Consider the following 16,586-nt stretch of genomic DNA (forward strand, 5'->3'; position numbering starts at 1 on the left):
CAATATGAAGTAATAGATGGTGCATCCGGGAGGATTCGAACCTCCGACCGCTCGGTTCGTAGCCGAGTACTCTATCCAGCTGAGCTACGGATGCAAAATGGCGGTGAGGCGGGGATTCGAACCCCGGATGCAGCTTTTGACCGCATACTCCCTTAGCAGGGGAGCGCCTTCAGCCTCTCGGCCACCTCACCACACAACGCCTCTTTCGAGTGCTTCGAGCAACTCGTTAAGAGCTTCTCGTCGCTGCGTGGCGCATATATTACTTTCTGGGACTTATAAGTCAAACAATTTTCCACATGCTTTTTTCGTTTGCACAATTCGCACCCAATTCGCATGTAAAAGCCGCAAAGAGAGTGTTTTATAAGCGGATTTTGCAGGCATCTTCACAGAATTGTGTTGAGAGAAGCGCGTCTTTTGGATGAGATAAGATTATGAGAGTGGTCAAAAACGAAGCGTTTGAAATAGAACGGTAACTTTATGCAGGAAAAATAGCAGGAGGGTTGCGTCTCGCCCGACAGCGAGACGCGACAATATCAGTAACTGGACTGCTGGGATTTTTCAGCCTGGATACGCTGGTAGATCTCTTCACGGTGGACAGATACTTCTTTAGGAGCGTTAACACCAATACGTACCTGGTTACCCTTTACCCCTAAAACTGTCACGGTGACCTCATCCCCAATCATGAGGGTCTCACCAACTCGACGAGTCAGAATCAGCATTCTTTGCTCCTTGAAAGATTAAAAGAGTCGGGTCTCTTGTATCCCGGCATTATCCATCATATAACGCCAAAAAGTAAGCGATGACAAACACGTAAAGTGTAAGCAGTCACGGCATCACATTCTGTTAAACGTAAGTTTAGCCGATATACACAAACTCAACCTGACTTTATCGTTATCGATAGCGCAGTGAGCAAGACGCCATAACGTTACCGCTATGGCGTCTGCTTGTGCTTTGTAGTTATTACAGTTTCGCGCTTACCCAGCTTTCAACGCTGGCTAATGCCGCGGGAAGCGCCGCCGCATCCGTACCACCGGCTTGCGCCATGTCCGGACGACCGCCACCTTTGCCACCCACCTGCTGGGCGACCATGCCAATCAGTTCCCCTGCTTTAACACGATCCGTCACATCCTTAGAGACGCCCGCAATCAGAGAAACCTTACCCTCTGCGACCGTTGCCAGCACGATAACCGTCGAACCAAGCTGGTTCTTCAGATCGTCGACCATGGTACGCAGCATCTTAGGCTCAACGCCCGCCAGATCGCTGACCAGCAGTTTGACGCCCTTAATGTCTACCGCTTTGCTGGAGAGGTTTGCGCTCTCCTGCGCCGCAGCCTGTTCTTTCAGCTGCTGAAGTTCTTTTTCCAGCTGACGGGTACGATCCAGCGCGACACGCACTTTTTCGCCCAGGTTCTGACTATCGCCTTTCAGCAGCTGCGCGATCTCGTGCAGCTGGTCGCTCTGCGCATGCAGGCTGGCAATCGCGCCTTCCCCGGTCACCGCCTCAATACGACGCACGCCTGCCGCCGTCCCCGACTCGGAAACGATGCGGAACAAGCCGATGTCACCGGTGCGGGATGCGTGAGTACCGCCACACAGTTCGGTAGAGAAGTCGCCCATGCTCAGCACGCGAACGCGGTCGTCATATTTCTCGCCAAACAGCGCCATCGCACCTTTCTTCTTCGCTGCCTCGAGATCCATGATGTGGGTTTCGATTGGCAGGTTACGGCGGATCTGGGCATTCACCAGGTCTTCCACCGCACGAATTTCAGACGGCTTCATCGCTTCAAAATGCGAGAAGTCGAAACGCAGCACTTTGTCATTAACCAGAGAACCTTTCTGTGCAACGTGCGTACCCAGCACTTCGCGCAGGGCGGCGTGCATCAGGTGGGTTGCCGAGTGGTTCAGACGAATGCGCGCGCGGCGAGCTTCGTCAACGTTGGCCTGAACGCCCTCGCCCACTTTCAGAGAGCCGGAAACCAGTTTGCCCTGGTGACCAATTGCCTGACCGTATTTCTGGGTATCGCTTACGCTGAAGCTGAAGCCATTGCCTTTCAGTTCGCCTTTATCGCCAACCTGGCCGCCCGATTCCGCATAGAACGGCGTTTTATCCAGGATAACAACCGCTTCCTGGCCCACGCTAATGCTGTCTACGGCTTTACCGTCAACAAACAGCGCGGTTACGTTGCTGGTCAGGGCCAGCTCTTCGTAGCCTTTAAATTCAGACGCGCTATCAACGCGGATCATCGCGTTGTAGTCCGCGCCAAAACCGCTGGATTCACGCGCACGACGACGCTGCTCTTCCATTGCGGCTTCAAAGCCTGCTTCGTCAACTTTGATGTTGCGCTCGCGGCAAACGTCCGCGGTCAGGTCAACCGGGAAGCCGTAGGTGTCGTACAGGCGGAAAGCGGTTTCGCCATCCAGCGTGTCGCCCTTGAGTTTCGCCAGCTCGTCGTCCAGCAGCGCCAGACCGCGCTCCAGCGTACGGGCAAACTGCTCTTCTTCGGTTTTCAGAACCTGTTCAACCTGCGCCTGCTGGCGTTTCAGCTCATCGCCGGCAGAGCCCATCACGCCAATCAGTGGCCCAACGAGTTTATAGAAGAAGGTGTCCTTCGCGCCCAGCATGTTGCCATGGCGGATCGCACGACGAATGATACGACGCAGCACATAGCCACGGTTTTCATTCGACGGGATAACGCCGTCAGCAATCAGGAACGCACAGGAACGAATATGGTCTGCGATAACGCGCAGTGATTTGTTGCTCAGATCGGTTGCGCCCGTTACCTCAGCAACGGCTTTGATCAGGGTGCTGAACAGGTCAATCTCATAGTTGGAGTTAACGTGTTGCAGAACGGCCGCGATACGCTCAAGGCCCATACCGGTATCTACGGACGGTTTTGGCAGCGGCTCCATGGTGCCGTCGGCCTGACGGTTGAACTGCATGAAGACGATGTTCCAGATCTCAATGTAGCGATCGCCATCTTCTTCCGCGCTTCCCGGAGGGCCGCCCCAGATGTGGTCGCCATGATCGTAGAAGATCTCGGTGCACGGACCACAAGGGCCGGTGTCGCCCATCTGCCAGAAGTTATCAGACGCGTAAGGCGCGCCTTTGTTGTCACCGATACGGATGATACGTTCGCGCGGGATACCCACTTCTTTTTCCCAGATGTCGAACGCTTCGTCATCGGTCTCATACACGGTCACCCACAGACGCTCTTTCGGCAGATTGAACCAGTTTTCACCGGTCAGTAGTTCCCACGCGTATTGAATGGCGTCGTGTTTGAAATAGTCGCCGAAGCTGAAGTTACCCAGCATTTCGAAGAAGGTGTGGTGGCGCGCGGTGTAACCGACGTTTTCCAGATCGTTGTGTTTACCGCCCGCACGTACGCAACGCTGTGAGGTTGTGGCGCGGGAATAATTACGCTTGTCGAGACCAAGGAACACATCCTTGAACTGGTTCATCCCGGCGTTGGTAAACAGCAGAGTCGGGTCATTGTTCGGTACCAGGGAGCTGCTGGCAACAACCTGGTGTCCCTTACTATGGAAAAAATCGAGAAACGCCTGACGGATCTCAGCGGTGCTCTTGCTCATAATTATCCTGAAATCAAGCTAACGAAATGTCGCAGCAGATCTGTATCTGTAAACAGTTGGACGGACCAGCTACTGGAAAAAGTGGGAATAAGATAAGTTTTCTTTAGTGGGAAGTAAAATCCCGCATGCGTTCAATCGGTAAAATTACGCCAGATATCCTGAATATCTTCCATCAGGAAGCCGCGGTAGAGCAAAAAGCGCTGGATTTTAACTTTTTCTGAAAATTCACGCGGCAGCGGCTCACCGTACTTTCGTACCGCCTGCTCACGCGCCAGTTCGCACCAGTCAATTTCACTTTCGCGCATGGCTTTTTCAATCGATTCACGGGCTACGCCTTTCTGGTTCAGCTCCTGGCGGATACGCGCTGGCCCATAGCCTTTACGACCACGGCTGGCAAGAAAGCGAGCGGCAAAACGGCCGTCATCCAGATAGTGATGCTCGTAGCACCAGGCAACCACGCGGTCATAATCTTCCGCGGTGGCATCAATGTCTTCCGGACCGTTTTTGCTCATGACGGGCGCTGACAGTTTCCGCCGCAGCTCCTGTTCGCTATGGTCACGCACGGCAAGAATACGCACGGCCCGATCCAGCAAGCGTGAGTAGGCTGGTCGGCGTGATGTCGGTTCACTCATAAAAAACCTGTCGATTCAGAAATGCAAAAAGGGCCGCATCAGCAGCCCTTCATTTTTATCCGAGAGGATTAAAAGTCTTCGTTGGTTTCTTCAGCATCCGCGCCGTCGACCACGAAATCAGGTTTAGAGTCCTGGTTGTTCAGCAGGAGTTCACGCACCTTCTTCTCAATCTCTTTCGCCGCCGCCGGGTTCTCTTTCAGCCAGGAGATAGCATTCGCTTTACCCTGACCAATCTTGTCACCGTTGTAGCTGTACCATGCGCCCGCTTTTTCAATCAGCTTCTCTTTCACGCCCAGGTCAACCAGCTCGCCGAGGAAGTTGATACCTTCGCCGTAGAGGATCTGGAACTCAGCCTGTTTGAACGGTGCTGCGATTTTGTTCTTCACAACCTTCACGCGGGTTTCGCTACCGACTACGTTGTCCCCCTCTTTCACCGCGCCGATACGGCGGATATCCAGACGGACAGAAGCGTAGAATTTCAGAGCGTTACCGCCGGTGGTGGTTTCCGGGTTACCGAACATTACACCAATTTTCATACGGATCTGGTTGATGAAGATCAGCAGCGTATTGGACTGCTTCAGGTTACCCGCCAGCTTACGCATCGCCTGGCTCATCATACGTGCCGCGAGGCCCATGTGAGAGTCACCGATTTCACCTTCAATTTCCGCTTTTGGCGTCAGCGCCGCAACGGAGTCGACGATGATCACGTCAACCGCACCTGAGCGCGCCAGCGCGTCACAAATTTCCAGTGCCTGCTCGCCGGTGTCCGGCTGGGAGCACAGCAGGTTGTCGATATCAACGCCCAGTTTACGGGCATAGACCGGGTCCAGCGCGTGCTCGGCATCGATAAACGCACAGGTTTTACCTTCGCGCTGTGCCGCCGCAACAACCTGCAACGTCAGGGTAGTTTTACCCGAGGATTCCGGACCGTAGATTTCTACGATACGGCCCATCGGCAAACCGCCAGCGCCCAGTGCGATATCAAGAGAAAGCGAACCAGTGGAGATAGTTTCCACATCCATGGAACGGTCTTCACCCAGGCGCATGATGGAGCCTTTACCGAATTGCTTTTCGATCTGGCCCAGTGCTGCCGCCAACGCTTTCTGTTTGTTTTCGTCGATAGCCATTATTACTCCTGTCATGCCGGGAGAAGCAACTGCGCTTCACCATGGACTTCTGTTCTGTTGAGGCAATTATACTGTATAGTCATACAGTATCAAGTATTTTGTAGAAATTGTTGCCAGAGCGTTTTTAACGCGTATTCCGTTGCCTGACGACGCACGCTTTCGCGGTCGCCGCTGAAGCATTCCCGGCGGGTGATCCCTTCACCTTTTGAGGTGGCAAAGCCAAACCAGACGGTGCCGACAGGCTTCACGTCGCTGCCGCCGTCCGGCCCCGCGATACCGCTGATGGAGATAGCGTAATCTGCGCGCGCCTCTTTCAGCGCGCCAATCGCCATCTCGATCACCACCGGCTCGCTGACCGCGCCATGCTGCTCAAGCGTGGCTTCACGCACGCCGATCATCTGCGCTTTCGCCTCGTTACTGTAGGTCACAAAGCCGCGTTCAAACCAAGCGGAACTGCCAGCAATATCAGTAATTGCTTTCGCCACCCAGCCGCCGGTGCAGGATTCTGCGGTCGTGAGAGTCGCGCCGCGCTGTTTCAGCGCCAGCCCCACCACTTCGCTTAGCTGCATCAATTCATGGTCAGTCATTCTCGCTCCAGGCCTTAGAAAAACATGCAGCACAAGATAGCACTTTCTCATCAAATATGGGGATGCGCGTCGGGTTTTACGAGGGGGCTTCAGAAAAAAGCCGATGCGGACGCATCGGCCAGAGAGACGCTTATTTCATGCTGTTAGCGAGGGTGTCCACATTGTGGCGAAACGCCTTGACGTAGGTGTCCGCCACGCCGCCCTTCGCGGACAGCGCTTCCGGGTAAAGTTCACCACCCGGCTGGGCGCCCGTGGCGGTCGCAATCTGCTTCACCAGGCGTGGGTCAAGCTGGTTTTCCATAAACCAGGTTTTCACGCCGTCAGCTTTAATCTGATTGATGATCTCCGCTACCTGCGCCGCGCTGGCTTCACTCTCAGACGACAGCCCCTGCGGCGCCATAAACGTCACGCCGTAGGCGCGGCTGAAATAGCCGAAGGCGTCGTGGCTGGTCAGCACTTTGCGCTTCGCCTGTGGGATGTCGCTGAAACGCTTTTTAGCCCAACCGTCCAGTTGAGAGAGCTGCGCAATATAGGGTTTACCGGTAGCTTCAAGCGCCGCCGTATCTTCAGGATCGGCCTTCACCAGCCCTGAGAGAATATTTTGCGCATACAGCGCGCCGTTCGCCGCGCTGTTCCACGCGTGCGGATCGGTCACGGTTTTACCGTCCTCTTCCAGCGTGTGCGTTTTCACGCCGTCCGAAGCAACCACCAGTTGGCCTTTGAATCCGGAGGCTTTCACCAGACGGTCGAGCCAGCCCTCCAGCCCCAGCCCATTGACCACCACCACGTCAGCTTTACTCAGCGCCGCGCTGTCTTTGGGCGAAGGTTCGAAAGTATGGGGATCACCGTCCGGCCCCACCAGCGTCGTCACCTTCACACGATCGCCGCCAACCTGCTGCGTGATGTCTCCCAGGATGGAAAAGCTGGTCACCACATTAAGCGTTTTCGCCATTACGCCGTGCGTCATCATGCCGAGCGCGAGCGCCACGGCTAATCCTGTACGTTTCATCGTTTCCCCTTGCGTTAAAAAAGCGCCCGCAGGCTATCCGCCAGCCTGCTGCGCGTGCCAAATAAAACTGAAATAAAGAACAATGCGCTGGCGGTCAGCACAATGGAGGGCCCGGCGGGCAGACTCACTGCCCAGGAAAGGCTTAAGCCCAGCCACGCGCAAAAAATACCGCTGATACCCGCCATCAAAAGTAACCCTGGCAGTGTGCGCACCCAGCAGCGTGCCGCCACGGCGGGTAACATCATCAGCCCGACGGCCATCAGCGTGCCGAGCACCTGAAAACCGGCTACCAGGTTGAGCACCAGCAGCGCCAGAAACAGACCGTGTAACATCCCGGGCAGCCAGCGCGCGTTCACCTGCAACCACGCGGTATCAAACGCTTCGCTGACCAGCCCCCGATAAAAAATCGCCAGCGTGAGGAGCGTGAACATGCAAACGCCCGTCACGAACAGGGCTGACGCGCTATCCACGGCGAGAATGGAGCCAAACAGAAGATGAAGCAGATCGACATTTGAACCGCGCAGCGACACCAGCGTGACGCCCAGCGCCAGCGAGCCCAGGTAAAACCCCGCGAAGCTGGCATCCTCTTTAAGCGGCGTGCGGCGGCTGACCAGCCCGGCCACCAGCGCAACGGCGATCCCGGCAATAAACCCGCCGACAGTCATTGCCAGCAGCGACATCCCGCTGAGCAGATAGCCCACCGCGACACCCGGCAAAATGGCGTGAGAAAGGGCGTCCCCCATCAGGCTCATCCGACGCAGTTGAAGAAATACGCCCAGCGCAGTGGTGCTGACGGAGAGCGCCAGGCAAACCACCAGCGCGCGCCGCATAAAGCCGTACTCAATAAACGGCTGGAAGAAGAGATGCCAGATCATGCCACCCTCACCCGCTCGGTTTTCCAGTGCGGCGTATCAGCATCCAGCCGCAGCGTTTGTGGGAAGTGGCGCGAGACGCGTTCGCTGTCGTGCAGTACCGCCAGCAGGGTCTGCCCCTGCATATACATCTCCAGCATCAGATCCATCAGCACGTTGCAGGTCGCTTCATCGACGCCGGTGAAAGGCTCATCCAGCATCACCAGGGGCGCCTGCTGCACCAAAACGCGGGCAAACAGCATGCGCTGAAACTGGCCGCCGGAAAGTTCATCTATGGTAGAGAACGCCATGGACTCCAGCCCCACGCGCTCCAGCGCGCCGGCAATGCGCATGCGGGTATCCCGACGAAAACCGGCAAACAGTGAGATTGCTGGCCAGCAGCCCATACTCACCACGTCCTGCACGGTCAGAGGAAATTGCGCCTCCAGCGCGTGACGCTGCGCCAGCCAGCCCACCACCGGACGTCTCCCCTGCCAGCGAAACGTACCGCTGACGGGCGGAATAAAGCCGGCGAGCGTTTTCAGCAGCGTGGATTTGCCGCAGCCGTTGGCCCCGACGATAGCGGTCATGCTCCCGCGTTCAATCACGCCGGACAGCGCGCGCGTAACGGGCTGGCGATCGTAACCCGCCACCAGGTCATTCATCACGATCATGGCAACGCCACCGCCCAGCGCACGGCCAGGCCGAGAAACAGAATGAGCACCAGCGCCAGCAGCAGCCGAACCGGGGATGAGAGAGAAAACAGGGACATGGATATCTCAATTCAAAAATAATGTTATAACATAACAATAATGAAAGTCGATTAAGATGTAAACGGTGGGAGTGAAATGGGAGTGTGGCGAAATGTTTCTGCAAACTTCCCTCTCCCGTGGGAGAGGGTCAGGGTGCGGGCAGCCATGCCGGGTGGCGGCGTTGCCTTAACCGGCCTACCCGTCAGGGTAACTTACTGGCTAAACGGTGACGCTGCCGGCACACGCGCCTGAGACACCGCCAGCCCCAGCTGCCACACCGCCATCGCATAGTGCGTGCTGTGGTTGTAGCGGGTAATGGTGTAGAAGTTCGGCAGCCCGAACCAGTACTGATAACCGGTTCCGACATCCAGGCGCAGCAGGCTCACCTGGTCAACATTGCCCAGCGGCTGCGACGGCGTTAAGCCTGCCGCTGCCAGCTGCGCCACGCTGTATTTGGTTTTAAATCCGTTTTCCAGACCAAACGCCTCGCCGTTCGCCTGCACCGCCACCTGGCCGCCCGGCGTCCAGCCATGCGCTTTGAAGTAGTTGGCCACGCTGCCAATGGCGTCTTCGGGATCCCACAGGTTGATGTGACCATCCCCGTTAAAATCTACCGCGTACTGCTTATAGGAGGAGGGCATAAACTGGCCGTAGCCCATTGCCCCGGCGAACGACCCTTTCAGATCGAGCGGATCGTCCTGTTCGTCTCGCGCCATCAGCAGGAAGGTTTCCAGCTCGGAAGAGAAATACTCGGCGCGGCGCGGGTAGTTGAAGGAGAGCGTCGCCAGCGCATCAAGGATGCGGGTTTTACCCATAATGCGTCCCCAGCGGGTCTCGACCCCAATAATACCGACGATGATCTCCGGCGGCACGCCATAGACCTGCCACGCACGGTTCAGGGCGTCTTCATACTGATTCCAGAACACCACGCCATTCTGCACGTTGTCCGGGGTAATAAACTGTTTGCGATAGCGCAGCCACGCGCCGTTTGGCCCGGTCGGCACCTGGGCTGTCGGCGCCTGCCTGTCCATCAGGCGCAGCACGTAGTCCAGACGCTTCGCCTGAGACAAAATGGCATGCAGCTGCTGGCGGTCAAAACCGTGCTTGCTCACCATTTTATCGATGAACTGTTCGGCCGCAGGGTTATTCGCGAAGTCGCCGCCCATCTGCATCATATTGTGCTGCGGCTCCAGCAGGAATCCTCCGGAAGGCGCGCCCGCCGTTGGCTGAGCGGCTTCGGTCTTGGGTTTGCTACTACAGGCGGACAGGAGAATAAGCGCAGGCAACAGCGCTGCATAACGACGCTTGAACATGTGGCATCCATTTAACGAGTTCGGTAAGAACCCAGTATGGTAAAGCATCCCCAACTCCTCAAGGAAGCGGTACGCACCTCCCCGACGCAAATCCGCGCTTTTTTCCACCAAAAATTATTCACCTCACCAATAAACTTTCAAAATAATACATTTTTCTTTCATTGTGAGATCTGATTAACACTTTAAAACCTTTCAAAGTGATTATTATTAGCCGCAGATAGACAAAAACAAACGCCCTACAGGAGAGAAGAATGATAGAAACCATCACCCACGGCGCCGAGTGGTTCATCGGGCTGTTTCAGAAAGGCGGCGAGGTATTCACCGGCATGGTGACCGGGATCCTGCCCCTGCTGATCAGCCTGCTGGTGATCATGAACGCCCTGATTAACTTTATCGGCCAGCAGCGTATTGAACGCTTCGCCCAGCGCTGTGCCGGCAATCCGCTGTCCCGCTACCTGATCCTGCCCTTCATCGGCACCTTTGTGTTCTGCAACCCGATGACCTTAAGCCTCGGCCGCTTTATGCCAGAGAAGTACAAGCCGAGTTATTACGCCGCCGCCTCCTACAGCTGCCATTCAATGAACGGCCTGTTCCCGCACATTAACCCCGGCGAGCTGTTTGTTTACCTCGGGATTGCCAGCGGTCTCACTACGCTGGGACTGCCGCTCGGCCCGCTGGCGGTGAGCTATCTGCTGGTCGGCCTGGTGACCAACTTCTTCCGCGGCTGGGTAACGGACCTCACTACCGCCATTTTTGAGAAAAAAATGGGCATTCAGCTTGATGAGAAAGTCCAGCTTTCGGGAGCCACAGTATGAACCGGATCCGCATAGATAAAGGCACGGGCGGCTGGGGCGGCCCGCTGGAGTTCGACGCCACCGAAGGCAAAAAGATCGTCTACATCACCGCGGGCACGCGCCCGGCGATCGTCGACAGGCTGCGCGAGCTGACCGGCTGGGAAGCGGTCGACGGCTTCAAGGAAGGCGAGCCGCCGGAAGCGGAAATCGGCGTGGCGGTAATCGACTGCGGCGGCACCCTGCGCTGCGGCATCTACCCGAAGCGCCGCATTCCGACGGTGAATATTCACTCCACGGGCAAATCAGGCCCGCTGGCGCAGTACATCCTTGAGGACATTTATGTCTCGGGCGTGAAGGAGGACAACATCACGCTGGTGAATGGCACACCCGCGCCGCAAAAAGCATCCCCGCGCGACTACGACACCAGCAAAAAAATCACCGAGCAGAGCGACGGCCTGCTGGCGAAGGTCGGGATGGGGATGGGGTCCGCCGTGGCGGTGCTGTTTCAGTCCGGGCGCGACACCATCGACACGGTGCTGAAAACCATTCTGCCGTTTATGGCGTTCGTCTCGGCGCTGATCGGCATCATCATGGCCTCCGGCCTCGGCGACTGGATTGCCCACGGCCTCGCCCCGCTCGCCAGCCACCCGCTCGGCCTGGTGACGCTGGCGCTGATCTGCTCCTTCCCGCTGCTGTCGCCGTTTCTTGGCCCGGGCGCGGTGATTGCCCAGGTCATCGGCGTGCTGATTGGCGTGCAGATTGGTCTGGGGAATATTCCCCCGCACCTCGCCCTGCCCGCCCTGTTTGCCATTAACGCTCAGGCGGCGTGCGACTTCATCCCCGTCGGGCTGTCGCTGGCGGAAGCGCGCCAGGAGACCGTGCGCGTGGGCGTCCCCTCCGTGCTGGTGAGCCGCTTCCTGACGGGCGCGCCAACGGTGCTAATTGCCTGGTTTGTCTCCGGCTTTATTTATCAATAAGAGGTTCCTGCCATGACCGTGATTTACCAGACCACCATTACCCGCATCGGCCAGAGCGCGGCCGATGCGCTGAGCGACCAGATGCTGATCACCTTCCGCGAAGGCGCCCCGGCAGATATCGAAGAGTTTTGCTTTATCCACTGCCACGGCGAGTTAAACGGCGAGCTGAAGGCCGGTGGCCAGCTGGAGCTGGGCAAGGCGCGCTATGCCGTAACCGCCGTCGGTGACGTCGCCGAGCAAAACCTGCGCGAGCTGGGGCACATCACCTTGCGTTTCGACGGCCAGCCGCGGGCGGAGTATCCCGGCACGGTTCACGTTGAGGGGCCGGTTCCGCAGGCTGTCACCCCAGGCTGCACGTTAAAATTTATTTCGTAATAAAGGAGAGACACATGAGTCAGGTTGCCGTTGTCATTGGTGGGGGACAAACCTTAGGCGAGTTCCTCTGCCATGGGCTTGCCGCAGAGGGCTACCGCGTGGCGGTCGTGGATATTCAGAGTGAGAAAGCCGCCCGCGTAGCGGACGCCATCAACACCGAATTTGGCGAAGGGATGGCGTATGGATTTGGCGCCGACGCCACCAGCGAGCAGAGCGTGATGGCGCTGGCCCGCGGCGTGGATGAGATTTTTGGTCGCACCGATCTGCTGGTCTACAGCGCGGGGATTGCGAAAGCGGCCTTTATCAGCGATTTCGAACTGGGGGATTTTGATCGCTCGTTGCAGGTGAATCTGGTGGGCTATTTCCTCTGCGCCCGCGAATTTTCCCGTCTGATGATCCGCGACGGTATTCAGGGTCGCATCATTCAGATCAACTCAAAATCGGGGAAAGTGGGCAGCAAGCACAACTCCGGCTACAGCGCGGCGAAGTTTGGCGGCGTCGGGCTGACGCAGTCTCTGGCGCTGGATCTGGCCGAATACGGCATAACCGTGCACGCGCTGATGCTGGGTAATCTGCTGAAATCCCCGATGTTCCAGTCCCTGCTGCCGCAGTATGCCGCCAAACTTGGCATCAAAGCAGAGGACGTCGAACAGTACTACATCGACAAAGTGCCGCTGAAGCGCGGGTGCGATTATCAGGACGTGCTGAACATGCTGCTGTTTTACGCCAGCCCGAAAGCCTCGTACTGCACCGGGCAGTCGATTAACGTTACCGGTGGGCAGGTGATGTTCTGAGTTCATTCCCCGGTGGCGCTGCGCTTACCGGGGTTACAATCCCCGTAGGCCGGGTAAGACGCACCCGGCAGTTAAGGAGCCGATATGGTCACTGCACTCATCACCGTCGCCGCCCTCGCCTGGCTTTGCCAGATGGCGTTTGGCGGCTGGCAAATCCGTCAGTTTAACCGCGCCTTTGATGCCCTGTGTCAGAAGGGACGCGTGGGCGTCGGGCGTTCCGGGGGACGCTTCAAACCGCGGGTTGTCGTCGCTGTTGCGCTGGATGAAAACAATATGGTTTGCGATTCCCTCATCATGCGCGGCGTAACGGTGTTTGCCCGTCCGACCAAAATCCAGGCGATCGACGGCATTTCGCTGCATGAATTACAACCTGATGTGATCTTCCCCCATGATTCACTCTGTCAGAATGCACTATCATTAGCGCTTAATCTGAAACATGGATAATTTCGTTGTGAAAGTTATAAACTTGCGGAATTATCATTTCGCAACGTAAGGAACGAAGCGCCTATGAAACCACGTCAGCGGCAGGCGGCCATACTTGAGCATCTGCAAAAGCAGGGAAAGTGCTCGGTAGAGGATCTGGCCCACTACTTTGACACCACCGGCACGACAATACGCAAGGACCTGGTGTTGCTCGAAAACTCCGGCGCCGTCATTCGTACCTACGGCGGCGTGGTGCTCAATAAAGACGAAGCCGACCCGCCTATCGACCACAAAACGCTGATCAATACTCACCAGAAAGCGCTGATTGCCGAAGCCGCCGTCAAATTTATCCAGGACGGCGATTCCATTATCCTCGACGCAGGCAGTACCGTCCTACAGATGATCCCGCTGCTCAGCCGCTTTAATAACATCACCGTGATGACCAACAGCCTGCACATCGTCAATGCCCTGTCAGAGTTCGACAGCGAGCAGACCATCCTGATGCCCGGCGGCACCTTTCGTAAAAAATCGGCGTCGTTTCACGGGCAGCTGGCGGAGAATGCCTTCGACCACTTCAGCTTCGATAAGCTGTTTATGGGCACGGACGGCATCGACCTCAACGCGGGCGTGACCACCTTCAACGAGGTGTTCAGCGTCAGCAAAGCGATGTGCAACGCCGCGCGGGAAGTGATTTTGATGGCGGACTCGTCGAAGTTTGGCCGTAAAAGCCCCAACATTGTCTGTAGCCTTGAAAGCGTCGATAAGCTGATTACCGACGCAGGTATCGATCCGGCATTTAAAAAAGCGCTGGAAGCGAAGGGCATCGACGTGATCGTAACCGGAGAGAAAAATGAGTGATTTTCTGTTAAACGCAGGCCGTCAGACCCTGCTGCTGGAGCTACAGGAAGCCAGCCGCCTGCCGGAACGTCTGGGTGAGGATTTTGTTCGTGCAGCCAACACCATTATCCACTGCGAGGGCAAAGTGATCGTGGCGGGTATCGGTAAATCCGGTCATATCGGCAAGAAGATTGCCGCGACGCTTGCCAGCACCGGCACCCCGGCGTTCTTCGTGCATCCTGCCGAAGCGCTGCACGGCGATCTGGGGATGATCGAAAGCCGCGACGTGATGCTGTTTATCTCCTACTCCGGTTCAGCCAAAGAGCTGGATCTCATCATCCCTCGCCTGCAAGAAAAATCGGTGGCCCTGTTAGCGATGACCGGCAAATCCCGTTCGCCGCTGGCGCTGGCCGCGAAAGCAACGCTGGATATTTCCGTTGAGCGCGAAGCCTGTCCGATGCACCTGGCACCGACCTCCAGCACCGTCAACACGCTGATGATGGGTGACGCCCTGGCGATGGCGGTGATGCAGGCGCGCGGTTTTAATGAGGAAGATTTCGCCCGTTCCCATCCTGCGGGCGCGCTTGGGGCTCGTCTGCTCAACAAAGTTCACCACCTGATGCGCACGGACGATGCCATTCCTCAGGTCAAACTCGACACCAGCGTGATGGACGCCATGCTGGAGCTGAGCCGCACCGGGCTGGGGCTGGTTGCGGTATGCGACAATGACCGCCAGGTGAAGGGCGTCTTCACCGACGGCGACCTGCGCCGCTGGCTGGTGGGCGGCGGCAAGCTGGAGGCGCGGGTATCCGAAGCAATGACCCAGGGCGGGCTGACGCTGAATGCCGACAGCCGCGCGATTGAAGCCAAAGAGGTGCTGATGAAGCGCAAAATCACCGCCGCGCCGGTGGTGGACGAGCACGGCAGGCTGTGCGGCGCGATCAACCTGCAAGACTTCTACCAGGCGGGGATTATTTAACCCTTCAGCCCCAGACGTTTCGCCAGCCTGTGAAGGTTGGCGACGTCCATCTCCAGCGCCCGCGCGCACGCCGCCCAGCTGCGGTTATTCTGCTCCAGCGCGCGGGCGATCATCTGACGCTGGAACGCATCCGTCGCCTCGCGCAGGTTTTCGTTCACGCTCTCAGGTATCACCGGCTTCACGGGCGGCATCGTTTCCTCATGCAGCGCGAAATGGCGCGCATGAATAACCACTTCATCCCCCGAACGCGTTGCCCGCGCCAGCACCACCGCGCGGTGGATCGCATGTTCCAGTTCACGCACGTTACCCGGCCAGCCGTAGCTCAGCAGGTGCGTCCTCGCGCCGGGACTTAGCACCACGCGGGAAAGCCCCATTTTGAGCCGACACTGTTCGCAGAAAAAGCCCGCCAGCAGAACCACATCCTCGCCCCGCTCGCGCAGCGGCGGCACCGTGAGCGGGAACACGCTCAGACGGTGGAACAGATCGGCGCGGAAATTCCCCGCCAGCACCTCTTCGCGCAGATCGCGGTTCGTCGCCGCCAGCACGCGCACATCCACGCGTAAGCTGCGATCGTCTCCCACGCGTTGAATATCGCCATACTGCAACACCCGCAGCAGTTTGGCCTGAAGCGAAAGGGAGAGTTCGCCAATTTCATCGAGGAACAGCGTGCCGTTATCAGCCATTTCGAACTTGCCGCTGCGGTTGCTGATCGCCCCGGTAAAGGCCCCTTTGACGTGTCCGAACAGCTCGCTTTCCGCCACGCTTTCCGGCAACGCCGCGCAGTTGAGATAGACCAGCGGATTCACCGCACGGGGCGAGGCTTCGTGGATCGCTTTTGCCACCAGCTCTTTACCGGTGCCGGTCTCCCCGAAGATCAGCACGTTCAAATCAGACGCGGCGACAATCTCAATCTCTTTTTTGAGCTGCGCCATGCCCGGCGAAAGGCCGATCATTTCGGTGTGCGCCACCTGCTCAAACGCCGTCGGGCTACCCGGAAGAATATTCTGGCTCTCCAGCTGTTCTATCAGCAGGGCGTTGTTCAGCGCCCCGGCCGCCAGCGCGGCAATCAGCCGTAGCTCTTCATCGCTGAAGGTATCGAACTGATCAGGCGACATGCCGTCGAGGGTTAACGCGCCAATCAGGTTCTGCCCGGCAAACAGCGGCAGGCCGATACAGGCGTGCACCTTCAGGCTCTCCTGTCCGGGGATCAGGCCGTCGTAAGGATCGGGCAGATCGCTGTCTGCCGGGAAACGCACCACGTCACCCGCACGGGCGATGGTTTCCAGACGCGGGTGGCCCTCCAGGGTAAAGCGCCGCCCGAGTACGTCCTTCGCCAGACCGTCGATAGCCAGCGGAATAAACTGCCGCCCTTCGTAACGCAGCAGCGCCGACGCATCGCAATCCAGCACGTGGCGCAACGTGGAGATCAGCCGCTGAAAGCGGTCCTGATGACCAATACCGGTTTGCAGTTCTATGGCGATCTTCGCCAGCACATCTACGGAAAAGCTCATCTCTGCCTCACTGTCATTTTGACAATGCATAGTGTCA

At 57.5% G+C, this 16,586-nt stretch carries 17 protein-coding genes and 2 tRNA genes; 7 read left to right on the forward strand and 12 right to left on the reverse strand.

Features of this window, described 5'->3' with window-relative positions; all coding sequences use genetic code 11:
- Positions 1–17: 17 nt before the first annotated feature.
- The 11 genes from L463_RS01945 to mltB all read right to left on the reverse strand — a co-directional run bounded on the left by L463_RS01945 (position 18) and on the right by mltB (position 9,859).
- Positions 18–94 (reverse strand) — tRNA-Arg (locus L463_RS01945).
- Between the two features lie 4 nt (positions 95–98).
- Positions 99–191: transfer RNA gene (locus L463_RS01940), tRNA-Ser, on the reverse strand.
- A gap of 342 nt (positions 192–533) precedes the next feature.
- On the reverse strand, positions 534–719 hold the full coding sequence (csrA, locus tag L463_RS01935; protein ID WP_000906486.1) for a carbon storage regulator CsrA: 186 nt from the start codon (positions 717–719) through the stop codon (positions 534–536).
- A gap of 241 nt (positions 720–960) precedes the next feature.
- Complete coding sequence (gene alaS, locus L463_RS01930; RefSeq protein ID WP_032104726.1) at positions 961–3,588, reverse strand: alanine--tRNA ligase; 2,628 nt, start codon at positions 3,586–3,588, stop codon at positions 961–963.
- 131 nt (positions 3,589–3,719) lie between these two features.
- Positions 3,720–4,220 (reverse strand): recombination regulator RecX, encoded by a 501-nt coding sequence (gene recX, locus L463_RS01925; RefSeq protein ID WP_017382782.1) that lies wholly within the window; start codon positions 4,218–4,220, stop codon positions 3,720–3,722.
- Between the two features lie 68 nt (positions 4,221–4,288).
- Positions 4,289–5,347: a recombinase RecA gene (gene recA, locus L463_RS01920; protein WP_015571667.1), complete on the reverse strand. Its 1,059-nt coding sequence runs from the start codon at positions 5,345–5,347 to the stop codon at positions 4,289–4,291.
- An 89-nt stretch (positions 5,348–5,436) separates the two neighbouring features.
- The gene (gene pncC / locus L463_RS01915; RefSeq protein ID WP_003862172.1) at positions 5,437–5,934 is read right to left on the reverse strand and encodes a nicotinamide-nucleotide amidase; all 498 of its coding nucleotides are present in this window, start codon (positions 5,932–5,934) and stop codon (positions 5,437–5,439) included.
- Positions 5,935–6,064: 130 nt separating this feature from the next.
- Entirely contained in the window at positions 6,065–6,943 is an 879-nt protein-coding gene (locus L463_RS01910) for a metal ABC transporter substrate-binding protein (protein WP_022649141.1), read from the reverse strand.
- Positions 6,944–6,957: 14 nt separating this feature from the next.
- Positions 6,958–7,818, reverse strand: a complete 861-nt coding sequence (locus L463_RS01905) for a metal ABC transporter permease (RefSeq protein WP_015571669.1) — start codon at positions 7,816–7,818, stop codon at positions 6,958–6,960.
- A complete protein-coding gene (locus tag L463_RS01900) occupies positions 7,815–8,468 on the reverse strand; it encodes a metal ABC transporter ATP-binding protein (RefSeq protein ID WP_017382783.1) in 654 nt (217 codons plus the stop codon). Before L463_RS01900 ends, L463_RS01905 begins: the two co-directional genes overlap by 4 nt.
- A gap of 290 nt (positions 8,469–8,758) precedes the next feature.
- The gene (gene mltB, locus L463_RS01895; RefSeq protein WP_015571672.1) at positions 8,759–9,859 is read right to left on the reverse strand and encodes a lytic murein transglycosylase B; all 1,101 of its coding nucleotides are present in this window, start codon (positions 9,857–9,859) and stop codon (positions 8,759–8,761) included.
- Positions 9,860–10,110: 251 nt separating this feature from the next.
- Between mltB and srlA the strand changes: the two genes are divergently transcribed.
- From srlA to gutQ, 7 genes are all read left to right on the forward strand, one after another.
- Positions 10,111–10,674 carry a PTS glucitol/sorbitol transporter subunit IIC gene (srlA, locus tag L463_RS01890; RefSeq protein WP_015571673.1) on the forward strand — a complete coding sequence of 188 codons (564 nt, stop codon included), beginning with the start codon at positions 10,111–10,113 and terminating at the stop codon, positions 10,672–10,674.
- Entirely contained in the window at positions 10,671–11,630 is a 960-nt protein-coding gene (locus L463_RS01885) for a PTS glucitol/sorbitol transporter subunit IIB (protein ID WP_023304307.1), read from the forward strand. Before srlA ends, L463_RS01885 begins: the two co-directional genes overlap by 4 nt.
- A 12-nt stretch (positions 11,631–11,642) precedes the next feature.
- The gene (srlB, locus tag L463_RS01880; protein WP_017692786.1) at positions 11,643–12,005 is read left to right on the forward strand and encodes a PTS glucitol/sorbitol transporter subunit IIA; all 363 of its coding nucleotides are present in this window, start codon (positions 11,643–11,645) and stop codon (positions 12,003–12,005) included.
- A 14-nt stretch (positions 12,006–12,019) separates the two neighbouring features.
- A complete protein-coding gene (gene srlD / locus L463_RS01875) occupies positions 12,020–12,799 on the forward strand; it encodes a sorbitol-6-phosphate dehydrogenase (RefSeq protein ID WP_017382786.1) in 780 nt (259 codons plus the stop codon).
- Between the two features lie 84 nt (positions 12,800–12,883).
- Entirely contained in the window at positions 12,884–13,243 is a 360-nt protein-coding gene (gutM, locus tag L463_RS01870) for a transcriptional regulator GutM (protein WP_015571675.1), read from the forward strand.
- A 63-nt stretch (positions 13,244–13,306) separates the two neighbouring features.
- The gene (locus L463_RS01865) at positions 13,307–14,080 is read left to right on the forward strand and encodes a glucitol operon DNA-binding transcriptional repressor SrlR (RefSeq protein WP_015571676.1); all 774 of its coding nucleotides are present in this window, start codon (positions 13,307–13,309) and stop codon (positions 14,078–14,080) included.
- A complete protein-coding gene (gutQ, locus tag L463_RS01860; protein ID WP_015571677.1) occupies positions 14,073–15,038 on the forward strand; it encodes an arabinose-5-phosphate isomerase GutQ in 966 nt (321 codons plus the stop codon). The genes L463_RS01865 and gutQ overlap by 8 nt, the downstream gene beginning before the upstream one ends.
- Here the strand turns inward: gutQ and norR are convergent.
- Complete coding sequence (norR, locus tag L463_RS01855) at positions 15,035–16,549, reverse strand: nitric oxide reductase transcriptional regulator NorR (RefSeq protein ID WP_017382788.1); 1,515 nt, start codon at positions 16,547–16,549, stop codon at positions 15,035–15,037. The two genes, gutQ and norR, sit on opposite strands and share 4 nt — an antisense overlap.
- Positions 16,550–16,586 lie beyond the last annotated feature (37 nt).

This window comes from Enterobacter sp. BIDMC 27, assembly GCF_000534415.1.
In the GTDB taxonomy this organism is placed as follows: Bacteria; Pseudomonadota; Gammaproteobacteria; order Enterobacterales; family Enterobacteriaceae; genus Enterobacter; species Enterobacter hormaechei_C.